General features: G+C 47.5%; 16 protein-coding genes and 1 pseudogene (1 of these 17 only partly in view). 11 read left to right on the top strand and 6 right to left on the bottom strand.

The window, feature by feature from the left end; translation table 11 throughout:
* Positions 1-68: 68 nt before the first annotated feature.
* The 5 genes from BBR47_RS04400 to BBR47_RS04420 all read right to left on the bottom strand — a co-directional run bounded on the left by BBR47_RS04400 (position 69) and on the right by BBR47_RS04420 (position 7,844).
* A complete protein-coding gene (locus BBR47_RS04400; RefSeq protein ID WP_012684546.1) occupies positions 69-1,787 on the bottom strand; it encodes a hypothetical protein in 1,719 nt (572 codons plus the stop codon).
* A gap of 355 nt (positions 1,788-2,142) precedes the next feature.
* Complete coding sequence (locus BBR47_RS04405; RefSeq protein ID WP_012684548.1) at positions 2,143-3,612, bottom strand: S-layer homology domain-containing protein; 1,470 nt, start codon at positions 3,610-3,612, stop codon at positions 2,143-2,145.
* 596 nt (positions 3,613-4,208) lie between these two features.
* A complete protein-coding gene (locus BBR47_RS04410; protein WP_012684549.1) occupies positions 4,209-5,468 on the bottom strand; it encodes a helix-turn-helix domain-containing protein in 1,260 nt (419 codons plus the stop codon).
* Between the two features lie 201 nt (positions 5,469-5,669).
* Positions 5,670-6,365: a response regulator transcription factor gene (locus tag BBR47_RS04415; protein ID WP_012684550.1), complete on the bottom strand. Its 696-nt coding sequence runs from the start codon at positions 6,363-6,365 to the stop codon at positions 5,670-5,672.
* 15 nt (positions 6,366-6,380) lie between these two features.
* Positions 6,381-7,844 (bottom strand): sensor histidine kinase, encoded by a 1,464-nt coding sequence (locus BBR47_RS04420; RefSeq protein ID WP_041749244.1) that lies wholly within the window; start codon positions 7,842-7,844, stop codon positions 6,381-6,383.
* Positions 7,845-8,013: 169 nt separating this feature from the next.
* Between BBR47_RS04420 and BBR47_RS04425 the strand changes: the two genes are divergently transcribed.
* The 4 genes from BBR47_RS04425 (at position 8,014) to BBR47_RS04440 (ending at position 13,144) form a co-directional block, all read left to right on the top strand.
* Positions 8,014-8,811 carry a carbon-nitrogen hydrolase family protein gene (locus BBR47_RS04425; protein WP_012684552.1) on the top strand — a complete coding sequence of 266 codons (798 nt, stop codon included), beginning with the start codon at positions 8,014-8,016 and terminating at the stop codon, positions 8,809-8,811.
* Between the two features lie 108 nt (positions 8,812-8,919).
* Positions 8,920-9,168, top strand: coding sequence for a hypothetical protein (locus BBR47_RS04430; protein ID WP_012684553.1), 249 nt, complete (start codon positions 8,920-8,922; stop codon positions 9,166-9,168).
* Between the two features lie 597 nt (positions 9,169-9,765).
* Complete coding sequence (gene ltrA, locus BBR47_RS04435) at positions 9,766-11,028, top strand: group II intron reverse transcriptase/maturase (RefSeq protein ID WP_012684507.1); 1,263 nt, start codon at positions 9,766-9,768, stop codon at positions 11,026-11,028.
* Between the two features lie 730 nt (positions 11,029-11,758).
* Entirely contained in the window at positions 11,759-13,144 is a 1,386-nt protein-coding gene (locus BBR47_RS04440) for an L-cystine transporter (protein WP_012684554.1), read from the top strand.
* A 339-nt stretch (positions 13,145-13,483) separates the two neighbouring features.
* Here the strand turns inward: BBR47_RS04440 and BBR47_RS04445 are convergent, their stop codons facing one another.
* Entirely contained in the window at positions 13,484-15,115 is a 1,632-nt protein-coding gene (locus BBR47_RS04445) for a peptide ABC transporter substrate-binding protein (protein ID WP_012684556.1), read from the bottom strand.
* Between the two features lie 223 nt (positions 15,116-15,338).
* Between BBR47_RS04445 and BBR47_RS04450 the strand changes: the two genes are divergently transcribed.
* From BBR47_RS04450 to BBR47_RS04480, 7 genes and pseudogenes are all read left to right on the top strand, one after another.
* A complete protein-coding gene (locus tag BBR47_RS04450) occupies positions 15,339-15,902 on the top strand; it encodes a hypothetical protein (protein WP_041749245.1) in 564 nt (187 codons plus the stop codon).
* Between the two features lie 260 nt (positions 15,903-16,162).
* Positions 16,163-17,271, top strand: a pseudogene (gene tnpB, locus BBR47_RS30780) (IS200/IS605 family element RNA-guided endonuclease TnpB).
* 177 nt (positions 17,272-17,448) lie between these two features.
* Positions 17,449-18,264 carry an SDR family oxidoreductase gene (locus BBR47_RS04460; protein ID WP_012684562.1) on the top strand — a complete coding sequence of 272 codons (816 nt, stop codon included), beginning with the start codon at positions 17,449-17,451 and terminating at the stop codon, positions 18,262-18,264.
* A gap of 95 nt (positions 18,265-18,359) precedes the next feature.
* The gene (locus BBR47_RS04465) at positions 18,360-19,664 is read left to right on the top strand and encodes a hypothetical protein (RefSeq protein WP_012684563.1); all 1,305 of its coding nucleotides are present in this window, start codon (positions 18,360-18,362) and stop codon (positions 19,662-19,664) included.
* Between the two features lie 756 nt (positions 19,665-20,420).
* Complete coding sequence (locus BBR47_RS04470) at positions 20,421-21,680, top strand: amidohydrolase (RefSeq protein WP_012684564.1); 1,260 nt, start codon at positions 20,421-20,423, stop codon at positions 21,678-21,680.
* A gap of 60 nt (positions 21,681-21,740) precedes the next feature.
* Positions 21,741-23,144, top strand: a complete 1,404-nt coding sequence (locus BBR47_RS04475; protein ID WP_041749246.1) for a M20 family metallopeptidase — start codon at positions 21,741-21,743, stop codon at positions 23,142-23,144.
* Positions 23,145-23,252: 108 nt separating this feature from the next.
* Positions 23,253-23,317, top strand: partial view of a ferrochelatase gene (locus tag BBR47_RS04480; protein WP_012684566.1) — the 5' end (the start) only. Its footprint extends 859 nt past the window's final position; the window shows 65 of its 924 coding nt (coding positions 1-65); its start codon is at positions 23,253-23,255; its stop codon lies beyond the right edge, outside the window.

A 23,317-nucleotide genomic window follows, 5' to 3' on the forward strand; every position in this document is an offset into this window, starting at 1 on the left:
AAGGAGACCGCCCGAACGAAGAGAGGATATAGGCGACTGGAAAACATGTGCCATGGCTTCCCCCGACCTCAACAGTTGGAAGACATCGTTCTTTTATCTTCTCGAAGAGTTGGGTTAAGGTAGAATGCCCGAATCTCCTCCAGCGTTTTTCTAGCAGGCTGCACGAATTCGCGGTCCCAATCTTCCGGAGGGGAATCCAGTGATATGCCTTTTTCCTGCAAGGTTCGAAACAGCTCCTTATCCGCTTGCGTAGGTATCCACCACGTGTAGACGGGATTCGTTTTGCCATTGAGCAACGATTCGAACATAAATTTCACATAGGTAGCTGTAGAGAGTTCGCCGTAATTGACGTCGAATTCAGGCCCGGGAGCCGGATAGTCCTCTGGATAGCGGAACGGGCCAAAGTGAATGGAAATACCCAAAAAGCCGACAGGTGGAATGTTGTTTCCATACCCCGGAAGGGAGAACGGCAGATCGGCTGCGAAGTGCAGGCGAATCATGACAGAGTTGATGAATTGTCGTTCGAAGAAACTTTCTTTTTGCCAAATGCCAAGTTCTCGTGAAAGAGTATCCCAGTGAATAATGGACGTATTGTGCGCGAGCCAGAAGGCGGACGACATCTGTTCAAACGTTTTGTAAAATTCCTCGTCGTGATCGTGGAACGGATCGAGCATGTCGAACAGGCTGAAGCATCCGTGTTTTCTCCTCCATTTTTGCGCGATGATCAGAAAATCAATCAATCGTTGAATTCGTAGCTCCGGGCTACTCTCATTATTGGCAAACAGAAACGTTGCTTCTATTAAATCGGCAGTGAAGTTGCCGTTAACAAAATCCCAGTAATTGATTTCACCAGCTTCTACTCGTTCTTCGTTAATCCGCTTCGTATCCGTTTCCCATCGAGCAAAAGTGGTGACATCCATGCCGAAATAAAGCTCAGGCAAGAGATCGCCAAAAATATGAAAGCGATAAGGGCTGGACTGCTGGAACCAAGTTTTGATGAAGTCCAGGCGAGAAGAGGGAGACACGACTGCGGCCCGCTCCACATAGTCCGCTTTGGCAACCATTGACTCGAATTCTTCAACGGATGAGGCGATCGCAACGAAAGGGGCTGCAGAGGTCAAAAAGTCCGCGCCGTCTTCATCGTTGTCGTATTGCACAATGATGTGCTGGAAGGTTGCCTCAGCCGAGTGAGATAACACAAGCTGATTCCAACGGTGTGCGGTTGTATCGTCAATGGCGCCGATGACGACGACAGGTTTGTCTGGTTCTCCGCGAAAAGAAACAGAAGCACCGTTTTGGACGACGATCTTGTTTTGACACCGTACATTGATGGATGTCCCTGCTTCAAAGCTGATAGATGTCCCAGCAGCTATGATGACATCCTCTGGTCCGATCATGTACGGGCCATTTTCTGCGGTAAATTCCTCCGATTGATTCATGATCCCCGATAGGCGTTTGTACTTATCCACGTGCAATTGATAGGTGTGCTGCGGGTCTGGATCAGGCCCAATCGTCAGCTGTACATAGTAAAGACCATCTTCCTTTGGAAAAAACGGAAGGATGATGGGGGCGTTCGGACTATATTCAGCTTCTGCAAGTTTTGTTCGATGGATGTCATAGATTCTAATGGTAGTTAATGGATGCGTCAGGTTATTGATGTGGATTTCAATAGCGTCTGTAGAAGCGAGAAAGAGCTTGTACATCTCCACCTTAGCTTCAAGGTTAGGAGAAGCTTTTCGGATTCGTTTATCCGTTTCCAGAATCGATGTATACGAGCTGACGGTCATGTAAAACAGGCTCCTGTCAAAATGGTATAGGCATAATGGAATGATTTACTAGTAGTAGACGCCTAAATATAGGAAAAGTTTTGATTTTTGCAGGGGCTTTTGGGCTAGAAAATAAGAAAAAGGATAGGGGTCAGATGAGTTCTGACGATCCTATCCTTGGTTTCTTCCATAAGGTAGTTCAAAAAATCGACTTTTGATCACGAAGTAGTTTTGAGAGCAAACTCGGCATCGAAAGTAACGTTCACCTTCGAAGTCGTGTGCTCATGTAGGTTTCCTACACTCCGCTCCTCCTTCTTCAGGTTCACGTTACTTTCTCGGTGCTGAAAAGCCGACTTTTTGAACTCTCATAAAAAGACTACTCGACAGTCAGCTCGGCAGAAGATTTGCCAGCCCAATCGCCGACAGGTGTTACTGTGTATGTGTTACCTGCTTTCAGTTTACCATCTTGCTGGATGTCAAACACGCCTGTGGTACCTTTGCGGCTGGAATATTTGTACGTCGCCAGCAGTTTTTCTCCATCTGCACTAGTGAGTTCTACGCTACGTCCGGAGAACAGCTCGTCTCCCGGGTCCTCTGTCAGGGAAACGGTGATAGAAGTTTCACTAACTGCTTTGACTTCGCTGATTTCGAGCGGAGCGATTTCTTTTGCGACGAAGGTTGGATTCGCGATATTCGCCCAGTCGGAGGTAATGGTGAACGTAACGCCCGGAGTCAGGACTTGGCCTTCTGGGAGACGGAATTTAATTTCTTGCTTGCCGTCTGTTGATTGTGTGAAAGGCACGTATTTCGCTACGATTGGTTGTCCGCCTTCTGGTGTAATGGTCACTTGTCTTGCTTGCATGGAAGAAATGATTTGATACGTTTTGCCGTTTGCACCGTTGTTTTGATCCAGCACCAAAGCATTTGCACCGCGCCCTCCGCTGTAGGCGGAGATGACATATCCATAATCGATGACACCATTTGCTTGCAGGGACTCGACTTCAAACGTATCGTTTGTCACTTGGCGCACTTCTGTCATGTTGATCTTGGTTGCGTTGCCCGCGAATGTGCCCGCCTTTTTCCCTTTGTATGTCAGGCTGTAGGTGATTCCTGGCTTTTGAACAGAGGTTGGCACGACGTAGGTATTGGTAGAACCTGTTTTCAGACGTGGCATATTGGTCAGTGTCAGTCCATCGCTAAAGACAAAGTCTTCTTTTGCTTTGGCAAATGCTTCGTTTTCTGCGGTCAACGGAGCATCGAACGTCACAATCAATGTAATTTCGTTCAAGGCGTGTACGCTCGTGATGGTCGCTTTATCAGAAGGGATTGCCTGGCGAGCCACATTCAACAGATAAGCGGCTTCACCGCGAGTAACGTTGCTGTCTGCGGAGAAGAAGCGTTCCGCCCAGTAGTTAACCGACTTCACATCACGCTTGAGCGCTTTTGCGACGATTTGCACGAATTCAGCATCTATCACGGTTCCACGTGGATCAAAATGGCCATCTTTTGCTTGCATGATATCGAGGGATACCAGATCTACCGCGTATTTATAGAACCAGTCATTTGCTTTCACATCCGTAAACGTTACGGATTTATCTGTTTTGCCGCCTTGCAAGCCAAAGGTGTGTGCGACCATTTTTGCCAGCTCGGCACGCGTAACTTGATTATGAATGTTACTGCCTTGCATGACTTTCAGCTTGGAGAGTTCAGTAACGGCTTGCTGAATTTCTTGAGCATTCAGGGGAGTGGAAGCTGCTTGCACATTCAGTGCAGCGTAAGGAAGGGATGCTGTGCCCATAACAGTTGCGAGCATCATGATCGCGATTTTATTGGAAAACTTTTTCATCAGTTGGTCCTCCTCTAGATCAGTTGAGTGGGTGTTGCTTGATTACTTGTAGGATAGTCGAGAGACCTAAACTGCCAAGAAACAAGAGATTAATAGAATCTAAAAAAGTTCTTAAAAAAAGATAAATTGGCCACTTTCTTACTGACTATACGGCGTCAAGCCCATAAAAAAGAGACAGCTTTCGCTGCCTCTCCTGAATAAATTAACGGTATTTATTTTTCCTTTTCGTAATCCCATGTTCGAATTTGAAAACCAGAACTTCCGCATCTTCACTGTTAAACGAGAAGGAGCCTTCTTCAACTCTTCATCAAGAGAATAACCGGAATGGTATCCCTTCTTTTTCGTGCTTTTGCATGAAAGGGCGGCAATTCTAGCAAATCATTTGTTTGTACTAATCCCCAAATATGTAATTCTTCCGCAACAAGAGTGATTTCATTGCAGGGACAGACGACTACTAGAAGCGCTCTACCAATCAGGTTCTGCACCGTTAAGTATTACTTTGTTTTCACTAAGATTCGGTGTTAACAGTGGCGTTACGGTGAAAAGGAAAGCAAACGTGAGTACAAGTAGTTTCTTTTTCACAGGCTATCCCTCCCTTATTTATAGATACCCTCATTATGGCAGAATTTCTCAATAATTTCCATGTCTTCAAACGAAAAAACCTTTTGTTGTAGCCGATGATGTTTTAGGAAGAGTCCCACACCCTCTATAACTTTGTCGGACGCACCTAGCTGTCGATAGTAGCTGATACTTTGCAGCAGGCTATCGAATCCTTCTTCAATGTGTCCAATCGCGAGCTGACTCACGCCTTTTCGCTTGTAGTATCGCGCAGCCTGTTTAATCCGGTACGGATGGGCGAGAACGTCTGAAGGTAAAAATTGATCCTCGGAGTCGATTAGCTTTTTTATAAGAGCATCATTGCCACTTTCCAGATAGACCTCTAAAAGATCGCTGACAATGGTCACGCGGCTATCCTTCCCTGCGTCTGCGAGGCACAGCTCGTACAATCTCATTGCATCCTCGTGCTTTCCCTGTTTCGCGTGTAGAAGCGCTCGCAGATGAATCTTTCGATAGTCTGCGTATTCACTATCTTCATACTCTTTTAGATACAGTTCAGCTAGGATCAGATCGCCCAGACTCAAGTATGAATTGACAATTGAAATGAGGGCCGAGGCTTTGGGCTTATTGTCCGTACCGTCTTCGCGAATCCCTTTCCCGCAAAATTCGATACTCTCCCCGTAGTAGCCTAAGATATACGCGTGCGTTCCCATTCGATAGTAAAAGGTAATGCGTTCAATCGGCGATAGCAGATCAATGTAGTGCAGCAATTCCTTTCCTCGGCGGTAGGTTTCTTCAAATCGCGAGAAATCGTCCCTTTCAAGCATATATCGCTCGTAGAGTCCCTTTCCTAGATAGAACGGAACGCCGTGTTTCCTCGCATAATCAATCATCACATTATATAGGGTCAGCGTGACGCCTTGATCCTTCGCGTCATTAGTCGCCTGTAGAAGATGATCGAGCGCTAGAAAAGTGTCCATTTTTGGCGTTTCCAGTAGCTTCAGAGCTACCAGCTGCACCACTGGCGGGTAATTAAGTTCAAGCGCCTCTTTCAGCAGTAATTGAAGTGTCACAGGTCTTTCCGTGGTGTCCAGATATGCGGTGATTACGTCGACATGCGGAATATTGAGAGCACTTGCGATCTTTTTCCATTGGGAAAACCCTGGTCGCTTTGTTTCCCCTGATTCAATTTTGGAAAGTGCTGCCTTACTAATGTCTATACGCTCTGCAAGCTCACTCAACGATATATTTCTCCGTTGTCGGTAGGCATGGAGTAAATCTCCGACTTCCATAAGCATTGGATGCCCCCTAAAAAAATTTATCGTTTTTTATTTTTTTAATGATATCACACACAATTGATTGGCAATAGTTTACTATGTAAAAAATGTAAAAACATACAATTGTGCATAACAAGTGAAAAAACCTCCAGCTTTGACGTAGAGCGGAAAATCCGTCTTCGTTTTCGCTGAAGGTTTTTGTGATGATCATGGTATTCACCTTTAGACAGTAAATCGGTAACCGGCACCCCAGACCGTCTCGATGTACTGCGGATTGGATGGATCGACTTCGATCTTTTCCCGCAGCTTGCGAATGTGCACCGTAACGGTGGCGATATCTCCGCTGGAATCCATACCCCAGATTCGTTCGAACAGCTCGTTTTTGTTAAAAACCCGATTCGGGTGAGTCGCTAGAAATTCAAGCAGATTGAATTCTCTTGTCGTGAAAATAACTTCCTGATTGCGTACGTAGACTCTTCGGGAGACTTTGTCGATGACGAGGCCGCGAATGTGAATCTCTGCGTTCGATGGCTCAGCTTGTCGGGCTGTCAAACGCTCATATCTTGTCAGATGGGCTTTGGCTCTGGCAACCAATTCGCTGGGGCTAAACGGCTTTGTAATATAGTCATCCGCACCGAGATTAAAGGCGCGGATTTTATCGATCTCTTCTTTTTTGGCGGAGACGATCAGAATCGGCACTTCCTTGACTTGTCTGATCTGGCTGCACAATTCGAAGCCGTCCATACCCGGAAGCTGCAAATCAACGATGATCAAACTGTAGTCGCCATTGATGGCAAGGGGCAAGCCTTCGCTGCCAGAGTGGCATAAATCGACCTGAAAGCCATTCAGTTCAAAATAATCCCGCTCCAGTTGAGCGATAGTCGTCTCATCTTCAATGATGAGGATACGTGAAGACATGGGAATGTGCACCTCCTATTGTTTGTGGGTACGTTTTAGCGTAAAGAACACGCTGGTACCTACACCTTGCTTGCTCTCTACCCAAATTTTTCCGCCGTGACCCTCGACGATCTGGCGCGCGATGGAGAGTCCGAGACCGCTACCGCCTGTAGAAGAATTACGGGATTGCTCCACCCGATAAAAGCGTTCGAACAGGTGAGGAATGGCTTCTTGCGGAATTCCGATGCCGTTGTCTTTTATTTCAATGGTAGCCCAATGAGCGTCCGCTTGAACCGAGACACAGATGACTTTTTCAGGTTTATCCATGTATTTTTGCGAGTTGCCAATGATGTTTAAGACGGTGCGCTTGATTTTTTCCAGATCGGCGATGACCAGGGTGCCTTCTGCTGTGCGTTGATTCCACTGAATCGTAATGCCCTTCTTTTCCAGATCGTAGTGCAGCTCGTCGATGCAGTCATCCAAAAACTGGACGATATCTACATGTTCAAATGTAAAGGGCACTTGCTTCAGATCGAGCTTGGAGTAGAGAAACAGCTCATCAACGAGCAAGTCGAGGTCTACTGCCTTGGAGTAAATGATGTTGACGTACTTGTCCATTTTCTCCGGGGTATCAGCTACGCCATCGCGGATCCCCTCGATGTAGCCCTTGATATTGGTAATCGGTGTACGTAAATCATGCGAGATGTTGGAGATCAACTCTTTGCGACTTTCTTCGTCCGCAAGGCGCAGTCCCACTGATTCCTGCAATCGTTTGCGCATGTTTTCGAACGCTTCGTTCAGTTGTCCAATCTCGTCCTTCGTGTACAGATGGAGCTCAAAGTCCAGATTGCCTTCCTTGATGTTCTCAGCTGAATGGCGCAGTAAATCGAGCGGCTTGACGACGCTGCGAGTAATCCAGCGGTACAGCAAGACGTTTGCGATGACAAGGACGCCGAGGAGGAGGAACACGAGCATCGGCAGCAGTTTGCGGATCACCTCACCAAATGGACTGCGTTCGCGGATTACAAAAACACTGCCTTTTGCGCCATCCGAAAACTTGAAGTCAAACTTGGCATACGCATAAAATCTTTCGCCGATGTTGAACGTGTTACGAATCTGGTTGTTGTTCAAGTCATAGGGCGGCAAGCTGTTTTCCAGCTCGGGCTGATTGATGGTTGGGGAGGTAAAGACTTGATTGCTCTCTCTGCGGACATATAGGCCGGCTCGTACCGTTTTGAGCTTAAAATCATAATCGGCAAGCAGCTCCTGGTTTTGCAGTTGATCCGGCTCATTCTTGGCGAGATATTTCAATTCAAGGAAAATGTTCTCTTCTTGTTCTGTTAGCGGATTGAGCTGATAATGCACTTTATAAAAATCGCGAAAGCTGTTGAAATCACCTGTCGCCGCAATCGTAAATAGGCTGGCGGCTACAAAAAACGTCAGCAAGCTGATGACTAGCATCCCTGTGTAAGAGAGCAGCAGCTTGATACGGATGGACATGGACTCACCTACTTTCAATCGGGTGAAAATTTGTACGCAAGATGACAAGTCCATTATATACAAGACGTCCAGCTGGTAAAGCATATTTACTTGGAACTCGGTCAAAATCAGTTATACTAGCAAGTAAGAAAACGAGAGCTTTGTATGAATAGGAAGGACGGGGATATTCATGAAAGTAGCCATTGCACAACTGACAGCGACGATGGATAAGACGCAAAATTTGCAAAAAGCAGCCGATTACATTGCAAAAGCAAAAGCAGCAGGGGCTGATTTTGTAATCTTGCCTGAAATGTACAGCGCACCTGCCACGCCAAAGTCGGGAGTAACCCCAGCAGAGGTAGCGGAAAAGCTGGATGGTCCATTCGTTTCCGGCTTGGCAGAGCTCGCTTCGGAGCACGGAGTTTATGTGGTTTGTGGTGTGTTCGAATCCATCGAGGGTGATGAGAATCGTGCCTACAATACGACCGTTTTTCTAGGGCGTGAAGGTCAGCTGCTACATGCGTATCGCAAGACACATTTGTACGATGCCTTTTCCTACACAGAATCGGACTTCATCGCGCCTGGGGATAATCCGTATCAAGTGGTGGAAACGGAATTTGGCAAAATCGGGCTGATGGTATGCTACGAGGTGCGCTTCCCGGAAATCGCGAGACAGTTTGCGTTACAGGGTGCCGATATTTTGTTTGTGCCAGCAGGCTGGGTAGCGGGAGCGATGAAAGAGGATCACTGGGAGACGCTAGTTCGTGCGCGTGCTATTGAAAACACAATGTTCGTATGTGCGGCTGATCAGGTCGGAAATATTTTTGCCGGACGCAGCATGTTCGTCGATCCGATGGGTGTCGTGATAGCAAGTGCAGGGGAAGAAGAAACGTTATTGGTCACAGAACTGGATGTAAGTCGGATTGAACGAGTACGGGGCAAATTGCCAAGTGTAGCTAACCGCCGCGCGGAACTGTATACCAATTAAATGCCTATGCACACTTTCTCTTTTGTTCAATATGATGGTAACAGATAACTAGTCATTATTTTGGCCCTAATGTAAGCGTCACCATCATGAGAGAGGGAGTGTGTACGAATGTTCTGGTTCGTATGGGCTGTCGTCGGTGTGGTCGTTTGGTGGGCAATGAGCTTGATCTGTAAAGGAAAAGCGACAGGATCAGGCTGGTGGGCTTCGCTCATTGCTGCTCTTTTGGGTAGCTGGCTGGGCGATTTGGTACTGGGTGATTGGCTGTGGATGTGGGCAGGCTTCAACGTCATTGCCGGAGCCATTGGTGCGGTCGTCATCACTTGGTTGTGGTGTTTGGTGGTGAAGCAATTAAAATAAGCGAAATGATTTCGTATTATAACGAACCAGGGATCGCCCAAATGGGCGGTTCCTGGTTTTTTCAGTGCGCCCAGCATGGGCGATAACTCTAGGGTGTAAGTCCCGAACGGGGGTTGGCTGTACCAACCGTTAGCTCAAGGCAAGGGTGTCTACCGTGAGGTGGAATCTGGAGGAAGCCGGCGGCAAAGTCCCGACCTGAGGTACACGAATCCAATTTGAGGCTGTTGTATTCGGGCGAGTCTGCTGAACAAGACGAAGCCCTATACAGCCAAGGAATACAGCAGTAAACTTGGGCAGGTACATGGGATGAAAGTTATCGCTCTTACCTGGGGAGGTCTGCATGAAGTGCCTTCAAATGTTGGTAACCGTCTCCGTAAGGAGTCGCTGAACATGCAGAAGTCAGCAGAAGCCATAGTACCCAAATAAAGGACGCTTGAACGGGGAAGGGCTGAACATTAAGTTCGTGATCATACTGTGAAGCAGAATTCCGTAAGGAACTACTCTTGGAGAATAAGGGTGAAGCCCTGAGGGTACAAGAGAGGGCTGAGTATTGACCGACAAGACTAGAAGGATGCGTGCGAAGGAAAGGGTATCGTCATGGAGTTGTTGGAGAAAGTCCTATCACGGGAAAATCTATTAGTGGCGCTCGAAAGAGTGGAGAGAAACAAAGGATCGGCGGGAATCGACAGTGTTTCAACCGAACAACTGCGCGATTATATCCGTGAACACTGGTTAACCATTAAAGAACAGATTATGAAAGGAACCTATAAACCTTCCCCTGTCCGCAGAGTCGAAATCCCGAAAACTGACGGAGGGGTAAGGTTATTAGGTATTCCTACCGTGATAGATCGCTTAATCCAACAAGCCATTCTCCAAGTTCTTACTCCCATATTCGATCCCCACTTTTCAGAATCGAGTTTCGGATTCCGACCGAATCGCAGTGCGCATGACGCTATGAGACAGGCACAATCTTATATTTCCGAAGGATATCGCTTTGTCGTAGATATGGACTTAGAGAAATTCTTCGACCGGGTAAATCACGATATTTTAATGAGTCGGGTTGCCCGAAAAGTAAAAGACAAAGCTTTGTTGAAACTTATTCGCGCATACTTACAAGCAGGCATCATGATCAATGGAGTCTGCCTCTCGGCAGTAGAAGGCACACCACAAGGTGGCCCGCTTAGTCCGTTATTGGCGAACATCCTGCTTGACGACTTGGATAAAGAGCTGGAAAAGAGAGGACATCGCTTTTGTAGATATGCAGACGATAGCAACATCTACGTGAAAACAAAGCGGGCGGGAGAACGGGTAAAAGAGAGTATCCAAAACTACTTGGAGAAGGTACTTAAGCTAAAAGTAAATGAGCAGAAAAGTGCAGTGGATCGACCTTGGAAACGTAAGTTCCTCGGTTTCAGTTTCACTAACGCAAAGCAAGCAAGGATTCGGCTTCATCCAAAATCACTTCTGAAGTTGAAAGAGAAAATCCGCTTCATCACAAATCCGGTATGGAGCATCTCTATGGATGAAAGGATTGGGAAGCTAAACCAGTATCTCATGGGATGGGTTGGATATTTCGCCCTTGCAGATGCAAAGAAAATTCTACAATCCATCGAAGAATGGATACGGCGCAGACTCCGACTTTGCTTGTGGTCTCAGTGGAAGCGAATAAAAACCCGATATCGAGAACTTCGTTCTCTGGGTTTATCACACGTCCAAGCAATAGAAATTGCAAACACCCGAAAGGGTGCGTGGCGTTCCACAAAGACTCCTCAAATACACAAAGCCCTCGGAGTTGCATACTGGCAACAACAAGGGCTGAAAAGTTTAGTACAACGATATTCTGTTCTTCGTCAAGCTTGATGAACCGCCGTATACCGGACGGTACGTACGGTGGTGTGAGAGGACGGGAGTTAGTCACTCCCTCCTACTCGATTTGGTTACTTTATATGTGGCTGCGGTGGGGAGAAGAATATTTCCAGTCTAGGCTTCAGTGCTCCGTCCCGCTGGGGGTCAAGACTGCCCGCTCCGAAGGGATTCGCGGGGAAACGCAAAAGTGGTAGCCGCTACGTCGTATGGGCACGGTTGCGTTTCTATTTCCCGCGAATCCCTTCTCCGCTCGGTAGGACTTCACAATTCGCTACGTCTGGAAATATTCTTCTCTAGCGTAACGAGAGTGCATTCTTCAATCTTTTAAGGCATTAAAAACTCGTTTAGAACAGATAGCTCGCAGAGGAAACAGGAGAAATAAGCGAAGATCTTAGGGACACCGACTGAGACGCAATGCAAAAAGCGAAACACGCTCTTAAGCGTCCACCTCTGAAATAACTTCGAGGAAGAGACCACTTTGGACGCGGTTTCGCTTTTTGCATGGAGTCGGGCAGTCAATCCCCCAGGGGGTGGCCCTAGAAGCTGAGCGTTTTCTCCTGTTTCCTCCCCACCACTACAGCTGGACATTTATGTACCTCTATAAGACAGTTTGGAATAATACAAATACAATTCATACTTGACCAGTAGGGATTGTTGGTAATATAACTATATCTATACCGAATACAATAATGAGAGGTACATAGAACGAAAGGGAGGGGAATATATGTCAACGTTATTGATCATCGTAAACATTGTTTTGTTGCTCTTATTCATTACTGGATTGTACGCCATGCAAAAGAAGCATATTTCTTTTTCCAAGCGGGTATTTGTCGGCCTCGGACTCGGGATTTTATTTGGACTCATTTTGCAATACATATACGGAGCCAAATCGGACGTACTCAAATCCACCATCGAATGGTACAACATTGTAGGGAAAGGCTATGTGAAGCTGCTTCAAATGATCGTAATGCCACTGGTATTCATATCTATTTTATCGGCTTTCACCAAAATGAAACTAACCAATAACATTGGAAAAATCAGTACACTGATTATCGGACTTTTGGTAGCGACGACTGCTGTCGCGGCAGCAATCGGGATTTCGACTACCTTGGCATTTAATCTCGATGGCGCACAATTCCAGCAGGGGGATGCGGAATCCGCTCGGATCGAACAGGTAGAGCAGCGCTTGGGTGATATCCAGAATTTGAGCATGCCAGCGAAAATCCTGGAGCTGCTTCCTGCGAATCCGTTCCTCGATCTAACTGGAGATCGGGCGACTTCCACGATTGCCGTCGTGATTTTCTCTGCGATTATCGGTGTTGCGTATTTAGGGGTAAAACGCAAAAATCCGGAGCAAGCTGAATTGTTTGCGAAAATCGTGGACGCATTCCATGCCATCACTATGCGTATCGTGACATTGATCTTGCGCCTGACGCCATATGGTGTACTGGCAATCATGATCAGAGTCGCAGCTACCAGCGATTACAATGCCATCTGGCAGCTGGGCAAGTTCGTTGTCGCATCGTATGTGGCGCTGATCATCATGTTTATCATTCATTTGTTGCTGTTGACGTTTGCAGGATTGAATCCAATCACCTATGTGAAAAAAGCATTCCCTGTCCTGACATTCGCCTTCACTTCACGTACGAGCGCGGGTGCGCTGCCGCTGAATGTAAAAACGCAGCAAAGCATGGGAGTTCCTGAAGGAATTGCCAACTTCGCAGGCTCCTTTGGACTCTCCATCGGACAAAACGGTTGCGCAGGTACGTATCCAGCCATGCTGGCTGTCATGGTAGCACCTATCGCAGGAATTGATCCGCTGACACCATCTTTCATCCTGACACTGATCGCAGTTGTGGCACTCAGCTCCTTCGGGGTTGCAGGCGTAGGGGGCGGGGCGACCTTTGCAGCACTGCTCGTCTTGTCCACGATGAATTTGCCAATTGCCATTGTCGGTCTGCTCATCTCCGTTGAGCCACTAATTGACATGGGCCGCACAGCGCTAAACGTAAGCGGAAGCATGACCTCCGGACTTTTGACGAGCAGAGTGACGAAAGAACTGGATACCAATGCTTACCACGGAAACGACCAAAAAACGCTGACTGTGTAAATGTAATAAAACAGGCTGTACCGTCTATCCAGACAGGTACAGCCTGTTTTATTTGTGTTATGTGTTTTCAAGAAACTCGTGAATACAAAGGTTTCGGAGAGGAAGAGAAAAACGGAGCGACCGGAGGCCTTGGCACGCCTACCTAGTCGAAACGGAAAAAAGCGGTACACGCTTGTCGACCAACCTCTTCCCTGAGAAGCTTCCGCCCATCGGGTGGCTTTTGGTCGACGTACCGCTTTTTGGAGTGGAGACGGATATCTCCGCTTCCTCGTTGGCGTGCCACGAACGGAGGAAGCCCGTTTTTCTCTTCCCCACCACTATGTTCGCACAAAACCTGCCCTATTGAGTAATTGAGGTGTACTTGAAGTAAGCACCACCAAGCGGGAAGATGATGAAATCCTTCACCTTATCGTTTTTCACATAAGGGCTTCCACGGAAGTTGATTGGAGCCAACGGCATTTCCTCCATAAGAATCGTTTCCGCTTCTAACAGGATTTTTTTCCGCGCATCCAGATCAGGCTCGTTGTAGCTCTTGTCGATCAGCTCTTTAAACTTGGCATTTTCCCAATCCGGGTGGTTGTTTCCGCCCGTTTTATCGCGGAACATCTCCAGGAAGTTGATCGGGTCGTTGAAGTCTGCGCCCCATTGGAAACGGATCATGTCAAAGTTCGCTTGCGATCTCATGTCGCGGTACACCTTCAGCTCCGCTGTGTACAGCTTGACGTCAACACCGAGTGCTTTTTTCCACTGATCTTGCAGGGCTTCTGCCAGTTTTTTATTGGTATCATTCGTGTCAAACGTGTAGGTAACGGTCGGGAAGGTCGAGAGTCCGAGCTCCTTCATACCTTCATCCAGTAATGCTTTGGCTTTCGCCTGGTCTTCTTTAAAGTAGCCGTCTGGTTTTAATCCCATGGAAGTCGGTACCCAACCATAAGCGGCTGGAACACCCGTCTGCAAAATATTGTCGATGATTTCCTGACGGTTGATGGCATAAGCGAACGCTTGGCGAATTTTTTTGTTGTTGAACGGTGGTTTGTTTGTATTAAAAACAACGGATTGCGTGCCGGGATTATCCGCGACCATCAGCTTGCCTGCATCTTTGAGTGTAGGGATTGCGTCGGTCGGAAGTGTTGAGGCAGGATAGCCGCCCCAGTCGATGTCGCCATTTTCAAACATGGAGAACGCTGTATTGTTGTCCTCGATCATAGCAATTTCGATTCGGTCGAGCTTGACGTTGTCTTTGTCCCAGTAGTTCGGGTTTTTCGTAAAGACGATTCTGCTTTTATGCTCCCACTTGTCCATGATGAATGGACCATTTCCCACGATGGTTTTCGCTTCATTCGCCCATTTCGGGTTTCCTTCCAGCGTTTTTTGATGCAACGGGAAGAGGGTCGGGAAGAAGGTTAGCTCACGGAAAAACGGAGTGGGTGACTTCAAGTTGAATTCGACGGTGTAGTCGTCTACAGCCTTGACGCCTACATCCTCTGCTTTGCCTTTTCCCGTATTGTACTCCTCTCCTCCTTTAATGTAATAAAGCTGATAGGCATACTCAGACGCTGTTTTCGGATCGAGGTTGCGTTTGATCGCATAGACGAAGTCATGGGCGGTGACGGCGTCTCCGTTGCTCCATTTGGCGTCCTTGCGAATTTTGAAGGTGTAGTTCATGTAATCCGGCGAGTTGGTAAAGCTCTCAGCCGTTGCATTGACGAGTTGCCCATTCAGATCATAGCTGGTCAAGCCCTCAAAGGCAGCATAAATCATGTCAAACGAATCCGCGTCGACGGCGATCCCAGGGTCCATCGAAGGAGGCTCGCTGTTAATACTCCATTTTAACACCATCGGCTCTGCTTTTGTCGCTTCTGCAGGTGTAGTGGAGCCAGTGGGTTCAGCAGGTGCGGAAGAGTTCGAGCACCCCGCTAGTACCCCGAAAAGCAAGGTAAGACAGGTTGCAATTGCCAGTCCCTTTTTCATAAATACCCCCCTAAAAATGATAGAAAACGTATATTCAGAATATTTGCTAGTGTTTTCAATAGCAAAGGAATTTTTTTAGTTTCTCGATAAAAAATATTTATTTATGTCGTTGATAGAATAGGAATAACAAGAGGAATTGATAGATTTTTCTTAAAAATTTACTCGTTTTTAAAATTATGGTATATTCTGGTAGATTTTAATGACAGGAGAGGTGGGAATCACTTTGTTCAAGAAAATGGTTTTTTCAGCATTGAGTGTAGCCGTATTTTCCGCAGTGCTAACGTCTCCGATTCAAGCCGCAAACACATCATCTAGTGTTGATGCGCAGAGAGAACATTCATCCGTTTCTGCTAGATGGAGCTCACAGGAGGAATGGATTCGAAAATCTGCTGCTGTCCCGGCAGGTTGGGTGGTCATTCGTGAAGATCTCGGTTCCAAGCTCATTAAAAATACAGCAGGTGCTCCCTATGGTGCGGAATTACGAGTTAGCAAATATTCTCCCGTTCCAGCGGGATGGGTAGTTTTAAGAGATGAAGTAGATGGTCGAGTGATCAAATATGTAATAGGAGCATCTTATCGTACGGAGTTCAATGTGACCAAGTTCTCCCCCATTCCAACTGGATGGGTTGTATCGCGAGAAAATTATGATAGCAAGACGATCATGAATGTCGTTGGAGCTCCTTATGGCACCGTATTATTAGTAAGCAAATATTCACCTGTTCCGCCAGGATGGGTTTACGAGCGAGAAGTGGCTGCTGGCATGTACATTAAAAACTTGAATCGCTAGAAGTCGTATAAAACATGAGAGAAAGAACTGATGGATAAGGTGTATATAACCATCAGTTCTTTTTAATTTTATCATAATAAGTCGAGAAGACTCCCACTTCTACGTCTTGCATCGCTTGGCGAAAGTGGGAGATGAATCGGCAATGCAAAGAAAGAACGACTGCTTTCTCAGTCGCCTTTGTACTATTGGAAAAATCATGCAATAGATATAGAACGTACGTTCTTGATGTGGTAAACTCCTCCTAGGAGGAGGTGAATATTGTGCTATGTAAAGAAGCGTTCCGGTTTCGCATTTTTACCACGCATGAACAAGCTGTACTCATCTCGAAAACATTGGGTTGCAGCCGCTTTGTGTTCAATCGATTTCTTGCTCGGTGGAACGAAACCTACAAACAAACGGGCAAGGGGTTAACCTACCACTCATGTTCGGCTCAACTACCACCGTTAAAAAAGGAATTTCCCTAGCTCCAAGAAGTGGATAGCACCGCTATTCAATCCTCCCTTCAAAACCTCGCAGATGGATTCATACGATTTCTCAAGAAACAAAATGAAGCGCCGCGTTTCAAAAGCAAAAAGAATCAAGTCCATTCGTATACGACGATACATACGAATGGAAACATCCGGATCAACAGGAACCAAATCAGACTGCCGAAGCTTGGCTGGGTGAAATTTGCCAAATCCAGAGAAGTAGAAGGGCGGATTCTAAACGTCACGGTGCGAAGAATCCAACTGGGAAATATTTTGTTTCGGTGCTTTGTGAAGTCCCTTACTCTTCGTATGTTCAAGTGGATAAAAAGAAAAGCATTGGCATCGACCTCGGTCTCAAAGATTTTGCTACATTTTCCACGGGGGAAAAGATCCGCAATCCTAAGTACCTTCGCTTGTATGAAAAGAAACTGATTCAATGGCAAAAGAAACTGTCCCGCAGGCAGAGAGGCGGGAACAATCATGAAAAAGCGAGAAGAAAAGTAGCCATCTGGCATGAAAAAGTAGCCAACACCCGAAAAGACTTCTTACAGAAACTGTCCACCAGACTGATTCGCGAAAACCAAGTAATCTGTTTGGAGGATTTGCAAGTGAGTAACCTGATCAAGAATCACAAGCTGGCCAAAAGTATGGCGGATGCGTCATGGTCCACCTTTCGTGACATGCTTGTCTACAAAGCTGAATGGTATGGACGAACGATCTCTTTTGTAGGGAAACAATTTCCTTCCAGCCAACTCTGCTCCACTCCCAACTGCGGGAATCGTAACACAGACGTTAAGAACCTGAACTTACGTGCATGGACATGTTCCCACTGTGGGACACTGCATGACCGTGACGAGAATGCCGCCATCAATATCGAGTGTGAAGGACTTCGCTTGTTGTGAGAAACAACTTAACTGTCGGGACGACAGGGATAGCTTGGCTGACTTCACTTCAGTAGAAGTGACTACCCAAGAATCCCCCACCTCTAAGCGGTAGCGTAGGTGGAGGGAGTGTTCAATAGAGAAAATAAGGCAATGTGTGAAATGAACTTTGGGCCGCAGGGAAAAGGGGGCAAAAGCATGTCAATCCTCATCACAGGAGCAACGGGCAAACTAGGGAGCTTGATTATCGAGCAGCTTTTAAAAAGGGTGGAAAGAGAACGCCTCATTGCCTGTGTGCACAGACTGGACAAAGCGATACAGTTAAGAGAATTGGGAATCGAGGTAAGACAGGCGGATTATGATGACCCTCTGTCTCTGGAACGCTCTTTTGCGGGCGGCTCGAAGCTTTTGTTTATTTCTAGCCCGCACACGGATGATACCGTTCGTGTACGACAGCATAGTCATGTCATAGAAGCGGCGAAAAAAGCAAATATCACTCACCTGGTGTATACCAGCTTTGCCTTTTTGGAAAAGGCAAATATCTCGCTCACGCATCTTCATTTAGCTACGGAACACGCCATTCGCACGACAGGGATACCGTATACGTTTCTGCGGAATGGACTTTACAGTGATGTGATTGCGGCATTTGGTATTCAGCAGGCAATCGAAACAGGAGAGCTCATTACATACCCTGGCAAGTGGAGCTTTCACACAGTGACACGCGAGGATCTTTCATTGGCTGCTGCCACTGTCATCAGCACAGAGGGGCACGAAAATCAGACTTACGAGCTTACGGCTTCCCGAGCTTGGAATTTCGTAGAGCTGGCTGAGGTGTTGGCGGCACGGACAGGGAAATCCATCAGGCATCGGGAGGACCCTGTTGCAGAAAGTTGGCTGTATCACTTCTTGATGCAAATTGATGCGAGTAGCACGACGACGGATTTGGAGAGAATCATCGGCAAGCCTACTGCTTCACTCGAGCAAATGGTTAGGCAAATCATGGAGCAAGCGTAGTGCAGCGTGCTTGGCATCCAGTAGACAAAGAAAACGGCACATGATATGAATGAGGAAAAGGTGTCGATCATGACGAGGTAGGAGATAACGCCCTTATGTATAGAATCGGTGTTGTAGGACCATTTCCTTCGGTGGAGCGGATACTGGCGGTCGCCAATGAATTTGAGCATGAAATCGAATTTGTCCCCTTTCGTTATGAAGACGTACGTGAAGTGAGCAATATCGTCCAGGAACATCATCCAGAGTTAAACGGATGGTTTTTCTCAGGGCCGGTTCCGTTTACCATCGCAAAAAAGGTGCTAACCCCAGATGCCAATATCGTGTATTGCCCGCCGAACGGTTCGAATTTGTATCGTTGCTTCATTCAGATGTCGATTGATCAAAACACAGCCGTGAACCGTGTCTCCATCGACATGATCGAGTCGGAAGGGACGCATTTGCGAGAGTCGATGTCGGAGCTGGACATACCCGACGAGGAGATTTACGTTACTACGTACGACGAGCATTTTGACCTCGATGCGATCACGCAGTTTCATGTATCGCTGTGGCGTGAAGGCAAGACACAAGGAGCGTTCACCACGTTTTCTGTAGTTGAACATGCGCTGCGTGAGGAAGGCATTCCTGTCTATCGTGTTCTCATGACGAAAATGGAGATTCGTCAGGCGATGAAAATCGTCATCGAAAAGGTGAAAAGCTCCTATTTTAAGGACACACAAATTGGGGTAGAGATCATTGAGCTGGAGCAGTTTGACAAGATTCCCGAGCGGACCAGCACGCGCTTTTACTTGCAGCATCTGGAGCTGAAGATCAGACAAATTCTGCTTGCGCTCTGCGATCGGCTGGACGGCTCTCTGCTGGCAAATGGCAACGGACGATACCAGATTTTCAGTTCGCGTGGTGCGATTCAACGAGAGATTGAAATGCTGCGACATACGGTGGAACAGCTCTCTTTGGAGGCAGAGGTTCCGGTTGCAGTAGGGGTAGGCTTTGGGGACACTGCTTTTTCAGCGGAAAACAATGCGCGAAAAGCAATCCAGCACGCAAAAGAACGACCGGGGGCGGGCATTGTCGTCGTGCAGGATAAGGGCGTCATGATGGAATCGGTGGGAGAAACAGAAGAGCTCGCCTATTCGTTCCGCTCCAGTGATCGCGAGCTGTTGGAAAAGCTGAACCGGGCCAATGTTAGTGTCAAATCGTATCACAAGCTGCGTGCGTTGGTTCAACGTATGGGCTGGAAGTTGTTTTCAACGACGGATATCGCTTCGCATTTGTCAATGACGGTACGAAATGCCCAGCGCATCATGGGCAGCTTGTGCGAGGTGGATTTGGCCGAGTTCAGCGGGGAAGAGCAGCAGGCTGTGCGTGGACGACCGAAGAAGCTTTATCAGTTAAAGAAATGAGGGCACCCGACGAGAGGTTTCGGGTGTTTTTTCATTTTATGTGGCTACGTGGCTACGGTGGGGAGAAGAATATTTCCAGACTAGGCTCAGTGCTCCGTCCCGCTGAGGGTTGGGACTGTCCGCTCCGAAGGGATTCGCGGGGAAACGCAAAAGTGGTAGCCGGGTACGTAGCGCGAGCACGGTTGCGTTTCTTTTGCCCGCGAATCCCTTCTCCGCTCGGTTGGACTCCACAAGTCGCTACGTCTGGAAATATTCTTCTCTATCGTAACTGACTACATTCTTCATTCTTTTAAGGCTTTAAAAACCCGTTCAACAGGAAAAGCTCGTAGAGGAAACAGGAGAAAAAAGCGAAGATCTTAGGGACACCGACCGAGACGCAATGCAAAAAGCGAAACACGCTCTTAGCGTCCACCTCTGAGACACACCCTGAATGGACTACTTTGGACGCGGTTTCGCTTTTTGCATGGAGTCGTGCAGTCAATCCCGCAGGGGGTGGCCCTAGAATCTGAGCGTTTTCTCCTGTTTCCTCCCCACCACACCAGCGAGTTAGAAGGTTCGTTATTTTTCAATAACTCAAACAACTCCTATTGAAAAAACAGCGACCCAACAATATAATTCAACTAAGCGAAAATGTCTTTTAATATTCGTATATTGTAAGGATTATCATTTCCCAGTCTTCTCATATTTCTACAGCTTGCCTATCGCACCTGGGCATGGAAAAACACATGCTCCAGAGTTAACAGGAGGAATTGAACGATGTTGGATCTGGTTTCGTTGCGAAGAGATTTTCATAGACATCCAGAGGTGGGTTTTACGGAGTTCCGTACCGCTTCCAAGGTAGTAGAGATTTTGACGTCCCTCGGCTATGAGGTCATATACGGACAAGAAGCAATCGATGGAGATTCCCGGCGGGGCTTGCCTTCCGAGGCAATTCTCGAGGCAGCGTATGAAAGAGCTTTGCGTGACGGTGCAAACCCGGCAATCGTTGGAAAAATGCGCGGTGGCTATACCGCAGTGATTGGTGTGAAGAAAGGGAAGGCACCTGGACCAACGGTTGCTTTTCGTTTTGACATGGACGCACTGCCTGTTTTAGAAAGTACGGAGCAAGACCATTTTCCACAAGCGAATGGCTTCCGTTCCCTTTATGAAGGCAACATGCATGCCTGCGCTCACGACGGTCATACCACGATTGGCTTGGGATTGGCAGAAGCGCTTGCAGCAGGAGATTTTTCCGGTACGCTCAAACTGATCTTCCAACCAGCCGAAGAAGGTGTCCGCGGTGCATACGCGATCGTGGAAAAAGGCCATTTGGATGATGTTGACTATATTTTCTGTAACCATTTGGGTGTCAATGTGCCGCTAGGTGAGGTGCACGGCGGTTCCTATGGATTTTTGGCTACCACGAAAATGATGGCGCATTTCTACGGTGTTTCTTCTCATGCTGGTGCGTGGCCAGAGCAAGGGAAAAATGCATTGCTCGGAGCGGCTACCGCCCTGTTGAACATTCATGCGATTCCGCGCTTTAGCACTGGTGATACAAGAATCAATGTGGGTGTGCTAGAAGGCGGAACAGCAGCGAACATCATTCCGGCCTATGCCAAGATGGTTGTGGAGACTCGCTCCATTACCGAAGAAGTAAATGAAGAAGTAGAAAACCGTGTACGCAACATCATTGCACACAGTGCTGCTATGCATGAGCTCGACTACAAGATCGAGGTCGTCGGAGGAGCAATCCCGATCAACTACGATGTGGAGGTGGCAGAGCTGGCGCTGGAAGAAGCCAAACAAGTAGAAGGCTTCCATTCCTTTAAGCATGGCGAGTACAACTCGATGGGCAGTGAAGATGCCAGCTTTATGATTAAACGCGTTCAGGATCGTGGCGGAAAAGGAACGTACATGGCAATTGGTACGGATATCCCGGCGCCTCACCACCATCCGAAGTTCGATATACAAGAAGAGATTTTGCCACGCAGCGTAGCGCTTTTGAACCGAATTGCCAGACGATTGCTGACGTAAAACCGTTCCTACCTGAGCGAAAGACCACGTGGATAACGAGGGCAGAGAGGATGTTTGCGAATGCATACCAAGCGAATTGCAGAAATGATTGAGAAAAAACGAGATGCCTTCATCAAGGTGAGCGACCAGATTTGGGCTTTCGCGGAGACGCGTTTTGAAGAGTATCAATCTGCTGAATTGCTAGCTCAAACACTCGAGGGAGAGGGCTTCAAGGTTGAGTTCGGTGTAGGTGGGATCAAAACGGCTTTCATCGGAAGCTTTGGCAGTGGCAATCCTGTCGTGGCGATTTTGGGAGAATTCGATGCTTTGTCGGGCATGAGTCAGAAAAAAGGTCAGACTAAAGAAGAGCCTCTCGTAGCAGGTGCAAACGGCCATGGCTGCGGTCATAACTTGCTCGGTACTGCTTCTCTTGCGGCAGCCATTGCCGTGAAAGAGTATATGGAAGAGAACAACATGAAGGGGACTGTTCGTTACTACGGCTGCCCAGGGGAAGAAGGCGGCTCCGGGAAAGCGTTTATGGCGCGAGCAGGATTGTTTGACGATGTGGACTTTGCACTTTGCTGGCACCCAATGGGCTATAACAGCATCATGTCCACTGATTCACTCGCGAACTATCAAATCTACTTCAAGTTTAAAGGAAAGAGCGCCCATGCGGCAGCAAGTCCACATCTCGGTCGAAGCGCACTGGATGCGGTCGAATTGATGAACGTCGGTGTGAACTACTTGCGTGAGCACATTATCCCGGAGGCACGTGTTCACTATGCCATCACGAACTCCGGCGGCTTGTCGCCAAATGTGGTTCAACCAAAAGCAGAGGTGCTGTACCTCATACGTGCGCCAAAGGTTGATCAAGTACAGGAGATTTACGAGCGCGTATGCAAAATTGCGCAAGGCGCTGCGCTCATGACCGAAACAGAGGTAGAGATCGTATTCGACAAAGCGTGCTCGAACCTCGTGCAAAACAAACTGCTCGAAGAGGTCATGTACAAAAACTTCCAGGAGCTGGGCGTCCCTATGCATGATGAAGCGGAACTGCAATTGGCAAAAGAAATACGTGCGACACTGTCCAAGCAGGAACTAGCCACTTCGGAAAAACAGTCATCAGACATGCCAGCTCCAGACATGGTGACATGGCTCAATCCATACGACGGATCAAAAATCCCGTTGAACGGCTCCACGGATGTAGGGGATGTGAGCTGGATTACGCCAACAGCACAATGCACAACTGCGTGCTATGTGAATGGCTCCACGCTGCATTCCTGGCAATGGGTGTCCCTCGGGGCGACATCCATGGCACATAAAGGGATGCTGCATGCGGGGAAAGTCATGGCTTCTACAGCGATTGACATGCTGAAAAATCCAAAGCTGATCGAACAGGCAAAAGCCGAGCTGAAACAGCGTCTGGGCGGTCAAACATATGTGTGCCCGATCCCAGAAGGTGTCATGCCTTCTGCGAAAAAATAAGCGACATACGGAAATAACAAGCGGACGACTTCTGAACGATCAGGGTCGTCTTTTTTGTTCAAGAGCAAGGTCCTCGTGTAGAATAGCCAAAAGGAGTTGCGAAAACAGATGAAAGCCCTGCTCATGTTGTCTTACGCCTCATTGCAATCAATCGATGATATACTGCCCTTTTA

Origin of the sequence: Brevibacillus brevis NBRC 100599, from assembly GCF_000010165.1 — a bacterium.
GTDB classification, from domain to species: Bacteria; Bacillota; Bacilli; order Brevibacillales; family Brevibacillaceae; genus Brevibacillus; species Brevibacillus brevis_D.

Bases quoted from the DNA above. Each gene is read 5' to 3' on its own strand.
- BBR47_RS04400 (WP_012684546.1), bottom strand. From the start codon at position 1,787: ATGACCGTCAGCTCGTATACATCGATTCTGGAAACGGATAAACGAATC.
- BBR47_RS04405 (WP_012684548.1), bottom strand. From the start codon at position 3,612: ATGAAAAAGTTTTCCAATAAAATCGCGATCATGATGCTCGCAACTGTT.
- BBR47_RS04410 (WP_012684549.1), bottom strand. From the start codon at position 5,468: ATGCTTATGGAAGTCGGAGATTTACTCCATGCCTACCGACAACGGAGA.
- BBR47_RS04415 (WP_012684550.1), bottom strand. From the start codon at position 6,365: ATGTCTTCACGTATCCTCATCATTGAAGATGAGACGACTATCGCTCAA.
- BBR47_RS04420 (WP_041749244.1), bottom strand. From the start codon at position 7,844: ATGTCCATCCGTATCAAGCTGCTGCTCTCTTACACAGGGATGCTAGTC.
- BBR47_RS04425 (WP_012684552.1), top strand. From the start codon at position 8,014: ATGAAAGTAGCCATTGCACAACTGACAGCGACGATGGATAAGACGCAA.
- BBR47_RS04430 (WP_012684553.1), top strand. From the start codon at position 8,920: ATGTTCTGGTTCGTATGGGCTGTCGTCGGTGTGGTCGTTTGGTGGGCA.
- ltrA (WP_012684507.1), top strand. From the start codon at position 9,766: ATGGAGTTGTTGGAGAAAGTCCTATCACGGGAAAATCTATTAGTGGCG.
- BBR47_RS04440 (WP_012684554.1), top strand. From the start codon at position 11,759: ATGTCAACGTTATTGATCATCGTAAACATTGTTTTGTTGCTCTTATTC.
- BBR47_RS04445 (WP_012684556.1), bottom strand. From the start codon at position 15,115: ATGAAAAAGGGACTGGCAATTGCAACCTGTCTTACCTTGCTTTTCGGG.
- BBR47_RS04460 (WP_012684562.1), top strand. From the start codon at position 17,449: ATGTCAATCCTCATCACAGGAGCAACGGGCAAACTAGGGAGCTTGATT.
- BBR47_RS04465 (WP_012684563.1), top strand. From the start codon at position 18,360: ATGTATAGAATCGGTGTTGTAGGACCATTTCCTTCGGTGGAGCGGATA.
- BBR47_RS04470 (WP_012684564.1), top strand. From the start codon at position 20,421: ATGTTGGATCTGGTTTCGTTGCGAAGAGATTTTCATAGACATCCAGAG.
- BBR47_RS04475 (WP_041749246.1), top strand. From the start codon at position 21,741: ATGCATACCAAGCGAATTGCAGAAATGATTGAGAAAAAACGAGATGCC.